Source organism: Winogradskyella schleiferi (assembly GCF_013394655.1).
In the GTDB taxonomy this organism is placed as follows: Bacteria; Bacteroidota; Bacteroidia; order Flavobacteriales; family Flavobacteriaceae; genus Winogradskyella; species Winogradskyella schleiferi.
The window spans coordinates 817,659-832,163 of the sequence record NZ_CP053351.1; the positions used below are offsets into that span (position 1 = coordinate 817,659).

Annotated in this window: 14 protein-coding genes; 3 read left to right on the forward strand and 11 right to left on the reverse strand. The window is 34.4% G+C overall.

The annotated features are described in order from the left end of the window. Positions 1 to 31 precede the first annotated feature (31 nt). Both ftsH and rsfS read right to left on the reverse strand, forming a co-directional pair. Positions 32 to 1,975, reverse strand: a complete 1,944-nt coding sequence (gene ftsH, locus HM990_RS03615; RefSeq protein ID WP_178987631.1) for an ATP-dependent zinc metalloprotease FtsH — start codon at positions 1,973 to 1,975, stop codon at positions 32 to 34. An 18-nt stretch (positions 1,976 to 1,993) separates the two neighbouring features. Then, positions 1,994 to 2,365 carry a ribosome silencing factor gene (gene rsfS, locus HM990_RS03620; RefSeq protein ID WP_178987632.1) on the reverse strand — a complete coding sequence of 124 codons (372 nt, stop codon included), beginning with the start codon at positions 2,363 to 2,365 and terminating at the stop codon, positions 1,994 to 1,996. A gap of 95 nt (positions 2,366 to 2,460) precedes the next feature. Here rsfS and HM990_RS03625 point away from each other — a divergent pair, with 95 nt between their 5' ends. Next, complete coding sequence (locus HM990_RS03625; RefSeq protein ID WP_178987633.1) at positions 2,461 to 3,192, forward strand: biotin--[acetyl-CoA-carboxylase] ligase; 732 nt, start codon at positions 2,461 to 2,463, stop codon at positions 3,190 to 3,192. Here the strand turns inward: HM990_RS03625 and HM990_RS03630 are convergent. Beyond that, complete coding sequence (locus HM990_RS03630) at positions 3,189 to 3,584, reverse strand: SRPBCC family protein (protein WP_178987634.1); 396 nt, start codon at positions 3,582 to 3,584, stop codon at positions 3,189 to 3,191. The genes HM990_RS03625 and HM990_RS03630 overlap by 4 nt on opposite strands. A gap of 212 nt (positions 3,585 to 3,796) precedes the next feature. After that, positions 3,797 to 4,441 carry an orotate phosphoribosyltransferase gene (pyrE, locus tag HM990_RS03635; RefSeq protein WP_178987635.1) on the reverse strand — a complete coding sequence of 215 codons (645 nt, stop codon included), beginning with the start codon at positions 4,439 to 4,441 and terminating at the stop codon, positions 3,797 to 3,799. A 120-nt stretch (positions 4,442 to 4,561) separates the two neighbouring features. Between pyrE and HM990_RS03640 the strand changes: the two genes are divergently transcribed. Next, positions 4,562 to 5,143 (forward strand): NUDIX hydrolase, encoded by a 582-nt coding sequence (locus HM990_RS03640; RefSeq protein ID WP_178987636.1) that lies wholly within the window; start codon positions 4,562 to 4,564, stop codon positions 5,141 to 5,143. A gap of 118 nt (positions 5,144 to 5,261) precedes the next feature. On the opposite strand, the gene HM990_RS03645 is transcribed toward HM990_RS03640, so the two are convergent. The 7 genes from HM990_RS03645 to HM990_RS03675 all read right to left on the reverse strand — a co-directional run bounded on the left by HM990_RS03645 (position 5,262) and on the right by HM990_RS03675 (position 14,066). Beyond that, positions 5,262 to 5,948 carry an N-formylglutamate amidohydrolase gene (locus tag HM990_RS03645; protein WP_178987637.1) on the reverse strand — a complete coding sequence of 229 codons (687 nt, stop codon included), beginning with the start codon at positions 5,946 to 5,948 and terminating at the stop codon, positions 5,262 to 5,264. After that, on the reverse strand, positions 5,945 to 7,171 hold the full coding sequence (locus HM990_RS03650) for a glutamate-cysteine ligase family protein (RefSeq protein WP_178987638.1): 1,227 nt from the start codon (positions 7,169 to 7,171) through the stop codon (positions 5,945 to 5,947). The genes HM990_RS03645 and HM990_RS03650 overlap by 4 nt, the downstream gene beginning before the upstream one ends. A gap of 2 nt (positions 7,172 to 7,173) precedes the next feature. Next, entirely contained in the window at positions 7,174 to 8,619 is a 1,446-nt protein-coding gene (locus tag HM990_RS03655; protein WP_178987639.1) for a RimK family protein, read from the reverse strand. 215 nt (positions 8,620 to 8,834) lie between these two features. Continuing rightward, positions 8,835 to 9,737 carry a hypothetical protein gene (locus HM990_RS03660; protein ID WP_178987640.1) on the reverse strand — a complete coding sequence of 301 codons (903 nt, stop codon included), beginning with the start codon at positions 9,735 to 9,737 and terminating at the stop codon, positions 8,835 to 8,837. 2 nt (positions 9,738 to 9,739) lie between these two features. After that, the gene (locus HM990_RS03665) at positions 9,740 to 10,690 is read right to left on the reverse strand and encodes a hypothetical protein (RefSeq protein WP_178987641.1); all 951 of its coding nucleotides are present in this window, start codon (positions 10,688 to 10,690) and stop codon (positions 9,740 to 9,742) included. Between the two features lie 2 nt (positions 10,691 to 10,692). Continuing rightward, the gene (locus tag HM990_RS03670) at positions 10,693 to 12,138 is read right to left on the reverse strand and encodes an MBOAT family O-acyltransferase (protein ID WP_178987642.1); all 1,446 of its coding nucleotides are present in this window, start codon (positions 12,136 to 12,138) and stop codon (positions 10,693 to 10,695) included. Between the two features lie 164 nt (positions 12,139 to 12,302). Beyond that, positions 12,303 to 14,066, reverse strand: coding sequence for a M14 family metallopeptidase (locus HM990_RS03675; protein WP_178987643.1), 1,764 nt, complete (start codon positions 14,064 to 14,066; stop codon positions 12,303 to 12,305). 39 nt (positions 14,067 to 14,105) lie between these two features. On the opposite strand from HM990_RS03675, the gene HM990_RS03680 reads away from it, so the two are divergent. Beyond that, positions 14,106 to 14,474 (forward strand): DUF7793 family protein, encoded by a 369-nt coding sequence (locus HM990_RS03680; protein ID WP_178987644.1) that lies wholly within the window; start codon positions 14,106 to 14,108, stop codon positions 14,472 to 14,474. The last annotated feature ends 31 nt before the right edge of the window (positions 14,475 to 14,505 follow it).

Genomic DNA, 14,505 nt, shown 5'->3' on the forward strand with positions numbered 1-14,505 from the left:
TTAAGTTTTTTATAAGATTGTTTAAAAAGATTTACTCTTCCTCTTCTTTAAGAACAACTGGCTGTTCAAAAGCACGTTTTCCAAAGATTTTTTCAAGATTATCCTTAAAAATGACTTCTTTATCCAATAGTACTTCTGCCAATTCGGTAAGTTTGTCTTTGTTGTCTTTTAATAATTCGATGGCACGTTGATATTGCTCTTCAATAATATTGGAGATCTCCATATCTATCAATTCTGCTGTCTTTTCACTGTAAGGCTTTGTGAAACCATATTCAGATTGTCCTGAAGAATCGTAATAAGTTAAGTTACCAACTTTATCACTCAAACCATAAACGGTTACCATGGCTCTGGCTTGTTTGGTCACTTTTTCCAAGTCGCTTAAAGCACCAGTTGAAATCTTATCAAAAATTACTTTTTCAGCAGCTCTACCACCTAATGCAGCACACATTTCGTCCAGCATTTGCTCAGGATGAACAATTAAGCGCTCTTCTGGTAAATACCATGCAGCACCTAAAGAACGGCCTCTTGGGACAATGGTCACTTTTACCAATGGAGCGGCATGTTCTAACATCCAACTCACTGTTGCATGGCCTGCTTCATGGAAAGCAACTGCTCGTTTTTCAGCAGGTGTTATAATTTTATTTTTCTTTTCTAAACCACCAATAATCCTATCAACAGCATCCAAGAAATCTTGTTTGTTTACAGCCTGTTTTCCTTTTCTTGCGGCAATTAAAGCGGCTTCGTTACAAACATTGGCAATATCAGCACCCGAGAAGCCTGGCGTTTGTTTAGCTAAGAAATCAATATCTAAGGTTTCTTCTTTTTTAAGTGGACGCAAATGCACTTCAAAAATTTCTTTACGTTCCCTAACATCTGGAAGATCCACATAAATCTGACGATCAAATCGACCAGCTCTCATTAAGGCACTATCCAAAACATCGGCTCTGTTGGTTGCAGCGATTACAATGACGTTTGTGTTAGTACCAAAACCATCCATTTCCGTTAAGAGTTGATTCAAGGTGTTTTCGCGTTCATCATTAGAACCAGACATATTATTCTTTCCTCTTGCTCTACCAATGGCGTCAATCTCATCAATAAAAATAATTGAAGGTGATTTCTCTTTGGCCTGTTTAAATAAGTCTCTTACACGAGACGCACCAACACCGACAAACATCTCCACAAAATCTGAACCAGATAAAGAGAAAAATGGCACTTTTGCTTCGCCGGCAACAGCCTTGGCCAATAAGGTTTTACCTGTTCCAGGAGGTCCTACCAATAAGGCACCTTTCGGAATCTTTCCACCTAAAGCCGTATATTTTTCAGGAAATTTAAGGAAATCTACAATCTCTTGAACTTCTTCTTTTGCGCCTTCCAAACCAGCAACATCTTTAAAAGATGTCTTCATATCTGTTTTTTCGTCGAAGAGTTTGGCCTTGGATTTTCCAATATTGAAAATCTGTCCTCCAGCGCCTCCGCCACCACCACCAGACATACGACGCATAATGAATATCCAGACACCAATGATGAGAATGAATGGTAACAAGGTTAATAGGAAATCTCCCCAAACATTTTGCTCGGTTTCATAAACCAGTTCGGTATCTAGGTTATTCGTTTTGATAACCTCATTAACTTCCTTTTCAAAATTCTGAAGATCACCAAATTCAAACTTGTAATTTGGTGTAGGTGTTACAGAAGGAATTATAGAATTAGGTTTCGTTTTTTTGTGAGGCGCTTGCTCTTTTGCTTCCTTGGTTAAGTAAACTCTAGCTTCTCTCTTGTTTACAATCTCAATTTTGGCAACATCACCTTGATTCAAATATTCTAGAAATTGCGCAGGTGTAGTTTGTGTACCTGTTGAACCTCCAAATCCGCCAGAAAAAATCTGAATAGATAGAAATACAGCAATAATAATTCCGTAAATCCAATACGGACTTAGTTTCGGTTTTTTGTTTAAATTTTTATTGTCTTTAGCCATTAGTAGCGTTTCTCGTTTTTAGTAACTTGTTTCTATTTGCGTGGTTTTAGCATCTCCCCAAAGACTTTCAATGTCGTAATATTCGCGTATATGTTTTTGAAACACATGTACTACCACATTAACATAATCCATTAAAACCCATTCGGCATTTTCTGTACCTTCTACATGCCAAGGTTTATCTTTAAGTGTTTTACTAACTTGTTTTTGTATGGAATTGACGATTGCGTTGACTTGCGTATTGGAAGAACCTTCGCAAACAATAAAATAATCACAAACAGTATTTTCTATTTCTCTTAAATCTAAAATTGTAATCTCTTTTCCTTTAACTTCTTCTATGCCACCAATAATGGTTGTAATGAGTTGGTCAGCATTGGTATTTTCTTTCGTCATTAAATTGAATTAATTTTGTGCAAAGTTATTATTTTTTTAGTTCTTGTAAGTCCTAAATTGTCATAAGAAAACTATAAAATAAAATTGCCTGTTAAATGTATATAATCAAACTTAATGCCATTGACTCCACAAACAGCTATCTAAAGGATATGGTATCGGTTGGGTTACCTAGTGATTATACGGTTGTGGTGGCAGAAACGCAAAAAAAAGGGCGAGGGCAAATGGGTGCAAAATGGCAAGCAGAAAGGGGTAAAAACCTTACTGTAAGTGTGTTTAAGCGGTTAAGTTTTCTAAATATAAATGAGCAATTCTACATAAGTATGGCGGTTTCTTTGGCAATTTATAAGGCTCTAAATACTTTTAAAATACCTCAATTGCGTATTAAATGGCCTAACGACATTTTGTCAGCAGAGTATAAATTATGCGGAATTTTAATTGAAAATGTCATTAAGAACAACATTTTACAAGGCTCAATTATTGGCTTTGGACTAAATGTGAATCAGAAATTCTTCAACAATTTACCTCAAGCATCCTCTATGAGTTTAGTATCAGGCGTTATATATAATAAAGATGAAGTGCTTTCTGAAGTGTTGAATCAGTTGAAGGCATATTTTGAGATCTTAGAATCTAAGAATCATATTGATATTAAATCAGAATACGAAAGTCTCTTGTTTAGAAAAGATAAACCATCAACCTTTAGTGATTCTAAAAATGAAAGTTTCCCAGGTATTATAAAAGGAATTACTGATAGCGGACAATTGCAAGTCTGGACTGAAGATGAGATTGTTAAAACCTTTGACCTTAAGGAAATTAAGTTGTTGTACTAAATCTCAGTTTTCATATTCGTAACTAAAGTTTCAATAAATTTACTGATTGGGCCTTTAATCATCATCGCCATCATAGCATTAAATTCACCTTCAAAATTTAATTTAACATCACTTTTATTATTTTCGACGTCCATTATAGTCGCTATTAGGGCGAAGTCTAATTTTCCACCAGCAGCACCTAAAACGATTTTATTAAACGGAATCGCCTCTTTTTTCTTCAATATAATTTCAGGCATACCTTTTAATGCGAAAAGAAATTTATCGTTTTCTAAAACTTCAAATTTGCTTATGTTTTCAGGCATTAAGCTTTCAAAATTTTTCACATCGGAAAGAAAGTTAAAGGTTTCTTGTGGTGATTTATCTAGAGTTACTCTTGGTGATTCTAATTTCATGGTTTAATGTTTAGTTGTTTGTCGTTAAGTTGTTAAGCTGTCGTACATGATGGTATTTGCTGATGACGATCGGCTATTTCAAATTATAACATTACTTTTTTACGTTTCGGTTAAGTAGTTTGTCGTTACATTGTTGAGTTAATGATTTCACGAGAAGTTTCATTTTACCAATCGACTTACAACAAATAACTCCACAATTCAACAACGGTATATCAATTAGCGTTCCATTTGCTAGGATCAGCGTTCCATTGTGCTAAAATGTCTTGTTGATCTTTAGTGATATAAAAGGTGTCTACCGCTTGTTCTAATAAATTTTCATAATTGCCAAGGGTGTGCAGTTCCACATTGGCGTCTTCAAAATTCTTTTTAGCCACATCAAAGCCATAAGAGAAAATAGCAACCATCCCTTTTACATGTACATCGGCTTCGTTTAATGCTTTTACGGCATTAAGACTGCTCATTCCTGTGCTTATTAAATCTTCAACGACAACAACGGTTTGTCCTTTTTCAAGATAACCTTCTACTTGGTTTTGGCGACCGTGCTTTTTCGCTTCTGGTCTTACATAAACAAAGGGAAGATTTAAATAATCGGCGACTAAAGCACCAATACCAATAGCTCCTGTTGCTACACCAGCAATAACATCTGGTTTGCCGTAGAGTTCTTCGATTTCTCTAGCTAATGTTTCTCTAATATAGTTTCTAATACGAGGAAACGAGAGTACAATTCTGTTGTCGCAATATATTGGCGATTTCCAGCCAGAAGCCCACGTAAATGGATCATTTGGTTGTAATTTTATAGCATTTATCTGCAATAAAACTTCTGCGGTTTGCTTAGCGGTATCTTTGTTAAAAATCATGACGTAAAAATAAGGATTTTTAAAGGTTGGGAAATTTTAATTGAAAATAAATTTCATTTCAAACACTTTCTAGTAAAAATTAATAAATTTACAAAAGGAAAGTTGAAATAAACCCAAACAATGTACACTATTTATGTAGGTGATAAACCTATAATTTTAACTACAGAACTAAGGAAAGAAACCGATTTTAAATCTTTTCTATTAAAATCCGTAAATATTGGTAAGGTGATAAAAACCTTGAATAATACAGATTTAAAGGCGGTACATTTAATTCATAAAAATCCGGACAAACTTTTAAAAAAGTTCTTGAAGTTGTTGCCCAATGTGGTTGCAGGTGGTGGCAAAGCCTATAATTCCAAAAATGAAATACTCTTTATTTACAGAAACGATAAGTGGGATTTACCAAAAGGAAAAGCTGAACGTAAAGAATCGATTGAGGAAACAGCGATAAGGGAAGTGGAAGAGGAGACAGGTGTTCAAGGCCTTAAGATTGTTAAACCATTGCCGACTACGTATCATATTTTTAAGCGGAACGGCAAACATAAAATTAAAGTGACCTATTGGTTTGAAATGAAAACTGACTTTAACGGTAAATTATCACCTGAAGAGAACGAAGGAATAACTAAAGTGGAATGGTTGGATGAAAAGTCTTCACAGGAAGCTCTGGAAAATAGTTATGCTAATATTCGGGTTTTGGTTTAAATTCAATTTAGTGATAAGGGATTACTTATATGCTTTTTATCAGAAGTTGATGAAACTAATTCAGCACTAGGAAATCAAGCTGACCTCATATGCTTATACAATCAAGATTCTTAAAAAATTAGCTTTTTAACTTCAAATCATCAATTGTTTTATAAATAATATTTTTTAATTCTAATTCCATACTATTCTTATAAGTAAATTTCTGATTAATTTCAATTTCAATGCCTAAATAATTCTTAGGAAATTGTTTTCTCAAAAATGTGGTAAAACCATCTGCTTTTCCTAAATATGGATAATTGAATCTTAAATTCAAATTTGGACGTTGTTGAAGTAACGTTTCTTTTAATTTTTTGCAAAATTCTTGTTCCTTTATATTACGGGAATCAAAGAGCAAACCAACGTCAGCATTGCGTAAATCTCCATTCAGTTCTGGCGTGAAACTATGAATGGATAAATGTAGCACCTGCTCATTGGATGCCATGTAGGTGGCGATTCGATGTTCAACTTCAGTTCTATAAGGTATGTAGTGCTTTTCGAGAATTTCTGATTTTTGATTTTTGGATAAACGCATGCTAAATTCTGAAAACAGCTGTCTACTGAATAATGAACGATTTAATTCAACCAATAAGCGACTTTTTGTACTGTAGTAAGAGGCATCAGCCAAAGGTTTGAGATGTTCAAACAAATCCAACGCGCCCAAATCAAAACCACGATGGCTTTTTAAAACCGTTTTGTCAGTAAATTGATTTTTGTAGGCATTTGGAATCTTATTTCCACCATGCTCACAGGTTAAAACGAGTTTCACGGGTGAAACAAATGGTTGTTTATCAAACAATTTTTCAACTGTTGATATACTGAAATGATGTGTTTTTCAGACGTATCGTTACCAACAGCTTTAAGAAGGCGTGTCGCTAACGTGCCTTCTTCTAAAATGATTTCAATAGCTTCATGATGTGATTGATGCAATTTGGGTTTTACCGTTTGATACAAATGTTTCCAAACCTCATTTACGGTTGCAGATCCATTCAACCCAAATAATTTTAAATAAAGCTTGTTTTCAACTTTAGCATTTTCACCATATTTTATGGCATCATTTAAAATAAGGAACAAATCTTGTTTGGTCCATACTTTTTGAGCTTGAAGTGTACAGAATTCCTTATTGACCAAGGCTTTTAAAACCTCAATGACCAAAGCACAAATGGCAATATCTGCTTTAGGGCATTCTTGAATATCCATCAATCGAATCTCAATCGCGTTACGGTCAAAACGAGCAATGGCACCTCTAGAATTTAGAAAGTGTTGATCTAAGATTTTATTGGTGTCATAAGGTCTTATCGCGCGTTTTATTGGTTCAAAAATCGTGGTGTAATAATCTAATTTTGAAAATACACGTTCAGGAATTACAAATCCTGTTAATTCAGGAATTTCTTTTTGGTTGGTTTTGTAAAATTCCAATCGCGTATCCTTGAACCCTGTTATTTGTCCCTCCAAAATAGGCGAACTTGCACACAATCCAGGTAACAACGGTAGAATAACACGAATGGCAGCGTGTAGTTTTTCAAATTCCTTATCGTCATAAAAAGGTAAGTTAATATGTGTACTCTGAACATTGCTCCAACCATGGCCTTTGCAATTAAAAATGGTATTGTAAAGCGCATAGACTTCGCTATAACTGTGTTTCCATAGTTGGGTGTCTGTGTTTGGGTTCATTAATGGATGCGCTGCAGAACCTAAAAGTTGGAGGTTTAACGGTTTTAAAAGTGCATCGATTTCCAGAATATTCTCATGAAATTTGACGGCTAAATCATCCGTGCTTTTTGTTGGACCGTTGGTTTTTAGTTCAATGACGTGGGCAACCAATTCGTTGCTCCAAGCGATATCTCCATTTTCAATATCTGCTCTTAATTCGCCTGCTTTGAGCGTTAAAAGTTCATCTACTTTTGGGGCCACTTTAAACGAGTCGTTTGTAACGAGCATGTACTCAAGTTCAATACCGTAAACCCCGAAAAGGTGAAATTTCTTCTTCATAATTAATCGAGTCGTTTTTTTAATGCTGAAAGAATTTCGGTATAAATCAAATCGCCATAGTAGTCATCTTCTACACCAAAATCGATGTTTGGATTATCGTTGATTTCAATAACCATTAATTTGCCATCTACCACTTTAATGTCAATGCCATACAATCCCAAACCCATCAATTTTGCCGATTTTAAAGCGATATCAATTACGTTTTTTGGAACCTCTTCAATAGGCAAACAATCTGCATTGCCATCTTGTTCATTTTTGTCTTCGGCTTTCCAGTTATAAATCTGCCAATGGCCTTTTGCCATATAATAGCGACAAGCGTAAAAAGGCTTGTTGTCAATAATGCCGATTCGCCAGTCGTAGTCCGAAGGGCAAAATTCTTGTGCGATTATTAGGTCAGATTCTTTAAGCATTTCAGTAACTAAGACGTCAAATTCTGCTTTAGTTTTTGCTTTTTTCACTCCAAATGAAAATGTAGAATCTGGCGCTTTTAATACACAAGGCAATCCTGTTTGTTCCAGAACAGCATTACGGTTATTACTATGCACAATGACTGTTTTTGGAGTTGAAATATTTGCGTTGTTCATTGCCTCTGCCATGTACACTTTATTGCAGCATTTTAGAATCGCATCTGGATAATCGATTATGGCAATGCCCTCTTGCTGTGCTTTTCTCGCAAAGGTGTAAGCTTCGTTATTTACTTCGGTGCTTTGTCTTAAAAACAGGGCATCGAAAGAGGATAGGCGCGATAAATCCTTAGGTTCAATGATTTCGGCATAAATGTTCATCTTTTCAGCAATCTCTATAAACTTTTTTAAGGCTTTAGGGTTGCTTGGTGGTGCAGGATCGTTTGGGTTGACCAAAATCGCCAAATCAAAATCGTGATTAGCAACTTTGGCCGTGTCATAACGTTTTTTTGCAAAATATTGATTGGCAAATTCGTGGACACTGGACATATGTTCTTCTGGAATTTCAGATTCTGAAATAGCCTTAATGCTCTGTATGTTCCATTTTGTGGTATGGTTAAAATTTACTCTCAAAAATGGGACTTGAAAATGCTTATAAAAAAGCGCGCTCAGGTTTTTGTATTTCTGCGCCACATTTTGTCCAAAATAGATACTTAAAGTAAAATCTTGTGACTTTATATTTTTTAGGCTTTGTTGAATGACATCGTCAAACTCATCGGAAACAATTCTAACGAGTTTCAAGGCCTTTAAATCAACAATATTTTTTGTGGTCGGAATTGGTAAATGACCTCTGGCTTCTGCCAAAAGCGAGACGTAATAACCTTTAGATTGGTAGGAGTAGTCCTTACACAAATTAAATATTCGTGCGGTTTTTAATTGGGCATACTTCGGATTTGTAAGATAATCTTGGGAGGAAATTACGGTGATGTTATCAATTGAAAAGTTCCATTTTTCAGGTTGATTTACAACAATGTATTTTTTCATTTAGAGCGCGTTACGCTATTATAATTTTAAACAAAATTATACTATTTTTTGATTGGTTTCACAAAGTTTATTAAATTATTATTAGATGTTTTTTGGAGAAGATTTATTATTTGCGATCGTTGCAAAAGATGACTAGCAAAGCTTTTGAGAGGCTTTTGGAATAAACTTGGTTCTTAAAATAAACAGAACATTATCATAGAAGTAAGTTTTAAGAATCATTGTGCATTTAATTTCTTTAATTGCGCTCGCCAAAGTTCATTGGCATGTTTGGCAAGTTTTAATTGAAACTCTCGATTTTCTACTTTAATAAAATCCCTAAACGAAATGCTAAACGGCTTTTTTGTGGCGTTGTCTTTTAGAAACTTCAGTTGCTCAGTATATAAATCATTTATGTTGTTCCAGTCTCCATATGGCATGGTATTAGAAAGCTCTAAATAGTCGTCAATAGAAATATTACCAATGACCTTTGTTTGCTTTATTTTTCTTTTCATGTTTCGGGCTTGAAAATCACACCAAAAATAGCCTTGATTATAGCTGGTTTCTCCTCCTATATCTAAATACATGACTTCCGAATTCATGAATTCTTCAATTGAAACTTCGGTGTCTTTAACAAGAGCACTAAAGGCTAATCTGTTACCTCCATCTATGTCATCGTCATCTTTTTCAAACACCAAGCCATAGGCAAATTGATTAGATTTTAGTTGAATTGAAACAATGTCGCCTCTATTAAAATAGGCTGGACAGAAGATTATTTTTTTCCGCTTTAAAGGAGTTTTTCGAGGTGTTTGAATTTTTTGAACAAAGATGGTTAATGCGTCTACCCGTTTTTTATAATCTTTTTTAGTTTCCTTCCAGAGATCTAAACCTTTACCAGTTTTAATACACGCTTTTACCTTTAGAATTGTTTCGGGTTCTAATGCGCCACACATCCATTGGCTATGCGCTATACCTGTCCAGAAATCGGCGAACACGTCGTCATCATTTTCTGGATGGTATTGTTCCTCTAACTGTTTTCTAATTTTAGTGCTACTATGACCGAGGTTATATAAATGCTTGTATTCAGCCCAAATATCGGCCGTTGTGTCATTCTGTAAAATTCCTGTTCCCCAAGCTCCCATAATTAATTCTTGAGATGTTGATTCATGTTTTCATCTATGTAATCCTGTTTGTTTCGCTTTTCCAAAAGGCCATTTTCTAACAAAGTAGCAAACCATTCTGAAAATACTTTCGCTCCTTTATGGTTTAAATGTTGTAAATCTCCAAACTCTGAATTGGAAAGTGGAAAATTTGAAAAATCTAAGTATTCAACAGTCGCGTATCTCGTATTTAGAAGTTCTTGATATGTTTTTTCATTTTGATATTCATTGTATTTTTCGTGTTGTGGACTTCTAATTAGCACCACTCTTTTTTCGTTTGCTTTACAAAACTTTATTAACGCATCTAAGTAAGATAAATTGATTTCAGAAATTCCTTTGGAAATAACTGTCGGTTTGTTGTTTGAACCGACATCGGCGTTTAATATAGAATCTGTTTTGTCTCTTTCTAAATATAAATAACCACCAAGTTGATTCAAATAGTCAGCGTCATTTTTAAAAAATCTGGTAGATTTCATTTTCAAAGAAAGTCCGAGTCCTTTGGTATATGCCTTAGGGTTGTGTTTAAATAATAGTAAGTTCTCATTGATACTGGTGAATGAAGCATACATTGGATATTTATAAGTGATGAATTTGTCGCTCCAAATCCATTCCTCTATGTCTCGTTCTATTTGATTATTTGTGAATTCGATAAAAATGACATTTACTGATGGGTTGTGCTTTATAATTTGCTTCGTTTTGATATAGCTGTAGAGATAGGAATCGCCAGATTGAGAAAGGTTTTTTAAGTTTGGGATGAGAGAATCATTATAAGCGCATTCAGAGTGTGAATGGCCAACAACAATGTAATTTGGTTTTTGCTGTAGCTGAAAATCTATTGTTTTTCTTTCCAATATTGACGTTCCTATGACAATCAAGACAATTAAGCTCAAGAAAATGAACATGAATAAAATAGTACGTTTAAGAAATGTTACCATAATTAAAATTGAAAATATATAAATTCCTGCTGTTTACCTTGATAAATAAAAATCATTAAGGCGATCAAAAAATAAAAAGACCATCGGAAATAGCGTTTTTTAATTTTATAAATATGTGACAATGCATGGTGACCTTCTCTCCCCAACCATTCAATAAGCATTAAAACACAAATAAAAAATAGAATTAGAATAAGGTCTTTAGAACGTATTTCAGGCATGGTAAATAATGTTTTAGAGACTATTCTTGATATATAATTTACAGCATGTTCCATAGAATTGGCTCTAAAAAATATCCAACCAAGAACGGTTAACCCAAAAGTTAACAGCATTAATGCGACTTCTTTAAAGCTTGGGAATAGTTTTCCTAGCGCAACACTATCTAAATGCTTTCTGTTATTATTAGTGAGAAGAATAGGTATAAAATATAAAGCATTAAGTGCGCCCCAAACTATAAATGTCCAATTGGCACCATGCCAAAATCCACTAACAAGGAAAATGATAAATACATTCCGGATTTTAATCCAAGTTCCACCACGACTACCACCTAATGGAATGTAGAGGTAATCTCTAAACCAGGTAGAAAGTGAAATATGCCAGCGTCTCCAAAACTCGGCAATATCCCTTGAAAAATAAGGGAACGCGAAATTTTGTTTTAAATCAAACCCGAACAGTCGTGAAACACCTATGGCAATATCTGAATACCCTGAAAAATCGCCATAAATTTGAAACGTAAACAGAACTGCACCCAAAACGAACGTACTTCCTGAATAGTCAGCAGAGTTATCGAAAATTATATTTGCATATTGTGCACAATTATCGGCAATGACTATTTTTTTAAATAAGCCCCAAAGTATTTGTCGCATGCCATCCACGCCATTTGTATATTTAAAATGACGTTTTTTGTAAAATTGAGGCAATAGGTTTGTGGCACGCTCAATGGGTCCTGCGACTAATTGAGGAAAGAAACTAACAAATGCCGCAAAAGCGATAAAGTTTTTGGTCGGCTCTAGTTTTCGTTTGTAAACATCAATAGTGTAGCTCAATGTTTGAAAAGTATAAAAGCTAATACCAACAGGTAAAATGATATTCAGGGAATTGGCATTGATTTGGGTGCCAAAAAATGAAAAAGCGCTTATAAAATTATCGAGAAAGAAATTGTAATATTTAAAGAAACCAAGAAATCCAAGATTTACCAAAATACTTGTCCAAAGCAAAAGTTTCCTTTTAGCTACATTGTTCTGTTTACTCAAACTAATACCAACAACATAATCGATTAGCGTACTAAAAAGAATTAAAGACAGAAATCGCCAGTCCCACCAGCCATAAAAAACATAGCTTGCGGCAACAATGAGTAAATTCTGTAGGTTTAAGTTTTTGTGAGTGACAAACCAGTATAGAATAAAAATGATTGGTAAGAATATGGCAAAATCTATAGAGTTAAAGAGCATTTTTTTATTCTAGTTGATTAGTGTTCTTAGCGCACCTGATAATGATTATAGGATGAAATTTATTTCAAAACATTTAGCAATCTTAAGACCTATGTATTAGATCAGATTTTACTGAAATAATTAAGGCCCAATATAAAGGAAGCTACTCTCGTTTTTTAATAATTTTAATTTTGTTTCACACGATAAACAGGATAAACCATATGAGCCGCTTCATAATGTTTACTCTGCTTATGCAACCAATCTAATTGTGCATACCAATTGTTGGCAAAATCTTCATCATAGCTGATTTTTACATTGTATTCTATTTGAAGTTTAGGGTTTTCTTTTAAAAGCTGTTCTGCTTTGTCTTCCCAAACATAAGGTGAAAAGCCTTCTTTCTGTTGTAGAATGGTATCAAAGAAATTCCAGTTAAAAAATGAATCTGGAGCGGTTGGTTCTAAAGTTTCCAGTAAATACCGAAGGGCTTTTTGATCCGTGGAAATAAGATAATCTCCTTTTCTAAACTGTATATTTTCCTCTGTAGTATTTACGGTTGTGTTGTAATGTGGATAATGACCTTCGTAAGCCGATGTTCGGGTTTCATAAGCGCCTATTTTATAGGTCTCCACGGTTAGCGTGGTATCGTTTTTAAATGGTGTCAATTCCACATTGTTCAACTTTAATAACGCAATAATATGATGCCAACCTTGTGGAATGACATAAGCTTTTGGGATAGTGACAGAATCTGTAGCTTTGAAAAAATTTTTATAGTTAATGTCTTTAGTAAATGGCTTCGATCTGTCATATTTTAAGCGTTTGGCTCCAGTTAGTTCACTCGGAATCATTTCGCCTTCGTAACCTTTAAATTTTAGGGTTGATGTTTTTGTGGTGTCCACAGACCAAATTAATGGATAGCGTTTCCCAGCGGACCAAATTCCAGCTTGCTCTTTTCTGAGTTGAGCAATTTTATCGCCTTGTTCTTCAATAATTTCAATCATGCTCTTCATTAGTTGGTAAGTGCCTTCCACACGTTGTTTGTATGGTTTTAACATGTGTGTTTCTACCATCATGCCCAAGGTGTTGAATAATGTGGTGTAACCAGTGGAATATCTTGGCGTATCTAAGAATTGCGTAAATCCAGCGTCTGGTTTGCGATTGTACACATTAACATAAGGCGTAATATCCCAAGATTTTGCTTGTAGTTTTTGCTCCAGTATTGGCATCATTTTGGATTGCATAAAATAACCAAGCGCACCACCTAATTTATTATGCTGCGTAAATAAATGCGTCAACGTATATTGGTAATCTGCTCCGTTGCTCACATGATTATCGATAAAAACATCAGGTTGTACTAAATGAAAAATTTGTGAAAAGGTTCGTGCATTTTTGGTGTCTGCTTTTATAAAATCCCGATTCAAATCGTAATTTCGGGCATTGCCTCTAAAGCCGTATTCCTTTGGGCCGTTTTGATTGGTCCGTGTTGTGGAATTCCGATTCAAACTTCCTCCTATATTATAAATAGGAATAGTAACCACAACCGTGTTTTTTGGAGCTTCAACTTTTCCTTCTGCGATATCCCTAAAAAGCATCATCGTCGCATCAATGCCATCAGATTCTCCAGGATGAATGCCATTATTTATGAATAAAATTCTGTTGTTTTGTCTTAAGTTTTCAAAATCAGCACCAGAACCATTCATGTTCAACGTCACCAGATGAAGCGGTTTTCCGGAATCGGTTTCGCCAAAGGCTTGGATTGAAATTTCAGAATAGGTTTTTGCTAAATCATGATAAAAACCGATAGTTTCTTGGTAAGTTGCCGTTTCTAAACCGTCACTTTTCTCAAAAGTCGTTGTAAAATCCAAGGTGACTTTTTGGGGCTCTAAATCTGGTTTTTCTGTTTTATCATTACAAGCATAAATAAGAACACATAGAATGAAGAGTTTTTTCATGTCAGCAAATTTGCTCTAAATTTACTTATATTTATTAATATGAAAACTTATAAGTTAAGCTTTGGTGAAATTATAATCTTAAAGGACAATCTTGCCGAAGTTATAATAAACGATGAAGTCCTAATGGATCTAGAGATGGTAAGAGAATACCATGAATTTTTGCTTACTCATTTAGAAGCACCGTTTTCGCTCTTGGTTAATAAAAAATATGCTTATGCATATACGTTTAAAGCTCAAATGGTAATTGCTAGTCTTAAAGAAATAAAAGCTATGGCGGTTGTTGTAGAGGGTTTTAATGCTAAAGTATCTACTAATTTCTTAATTAGCATGAATAAAAGTAATAATTGGAATATCAAAACTTTTAGATTAAGAGATGACGCTATAAATTGGTTAGAAAAACAACACTAATTTTATAATTGTTTTAATATAACTCACCTTT

Excerpts from the sequence above, each read along its gene's own strand:
- ftsH (WP_178987631.1), bottom strand. The coding sequence starts at position 1,975 with ATGGCTAAAGACAATAAAAATTTAAACAAAAAACCGAAACTAAGTCCG.
- rsfS (WP_178987632.1), bottom strand. The coding sequence starts at position 2,365 with ATGACGAAAGAAAATACCAATGCTGACCAACTCATTACAACCATTATT.
- HM990_RS03625 (WP_178987633.1), top strand. The coding sequence starts at position 2,461 with ATGTATATAATCAAACTTAATGCCATTGACTCCACAAACAGCTATCTA.
- HM990_RS03630 (WP_178987634.1), bottom strand. The coding sequence starts at position 3,584 with ATGAAATTAGAATCACCAAGAGTAACTCTAGATAAATCACCACAAGAA.
- pyrE (WP_178987635.1), bottom strand. The coding sequence starts at position 4,441 with ATGATTTTTAACAAAGATACCGCTAAGCAAACCGCAGAAGTTTTATTG.
- HM990_RS03640 (WP_178987636.1), top strand. The coding sequence starts at position 4,562 with ATGTACACTATTTATGTAGGTGATAAACCTATAATTTTAACTACAGAA.
- HM990_RS03650 (WP_178987638.1), bottom strand. The coding sequence starts at position 7,171 with ATGAAGAAGAAATTTCACCTTTTCGGGGTTTACGGTATTGAACTTGAG.
- HM990_RS03655 (WP_178987639.1), bottom strand. The coding sequence starts at position 8,619 with ATGAAAAAATACATTGTTGTAAATCAACCTGAAAAATGGAACTTTTCA.
- HM990_RS03660 (WP_178987640.1), bottom strand. The coding sequence starts at position 9,737 with ATGGGAGCTTGGGGAACAGGAATTTTACAGAATGACACAACGGCCGAT.
- HM990_RS03665 (WP_178987641.1), bottom strand. The coding sequence starts at position 10,690 with ATGGTAACATTTCTTAAACGTACTATTTTATTCATGTTCATTTTCTTG.
- HM990_RS03670 (WP_178987642.1), bottom strand. The coding sequence starts at position 12,138 with ATGCTCTTTAACTCTATAGATTTTGCCATATTCTTACCAATCATTTTT.
- HM990_RS03675 (WP_178987643.1), bottom strand. The coding sequence starts at position 14,066 with ATGAAAAAACTCTTCATTCTATGTGTTCTTATTTATGCTTGTAATGAT.
- HM990_RS03680 (WP_178987644.1), top strand. The coding sequence starts at position 14,106 with ATGAAAACTTATAAGTTAAGCTTTGGTGAAATTATAATCTTAAAGGAC.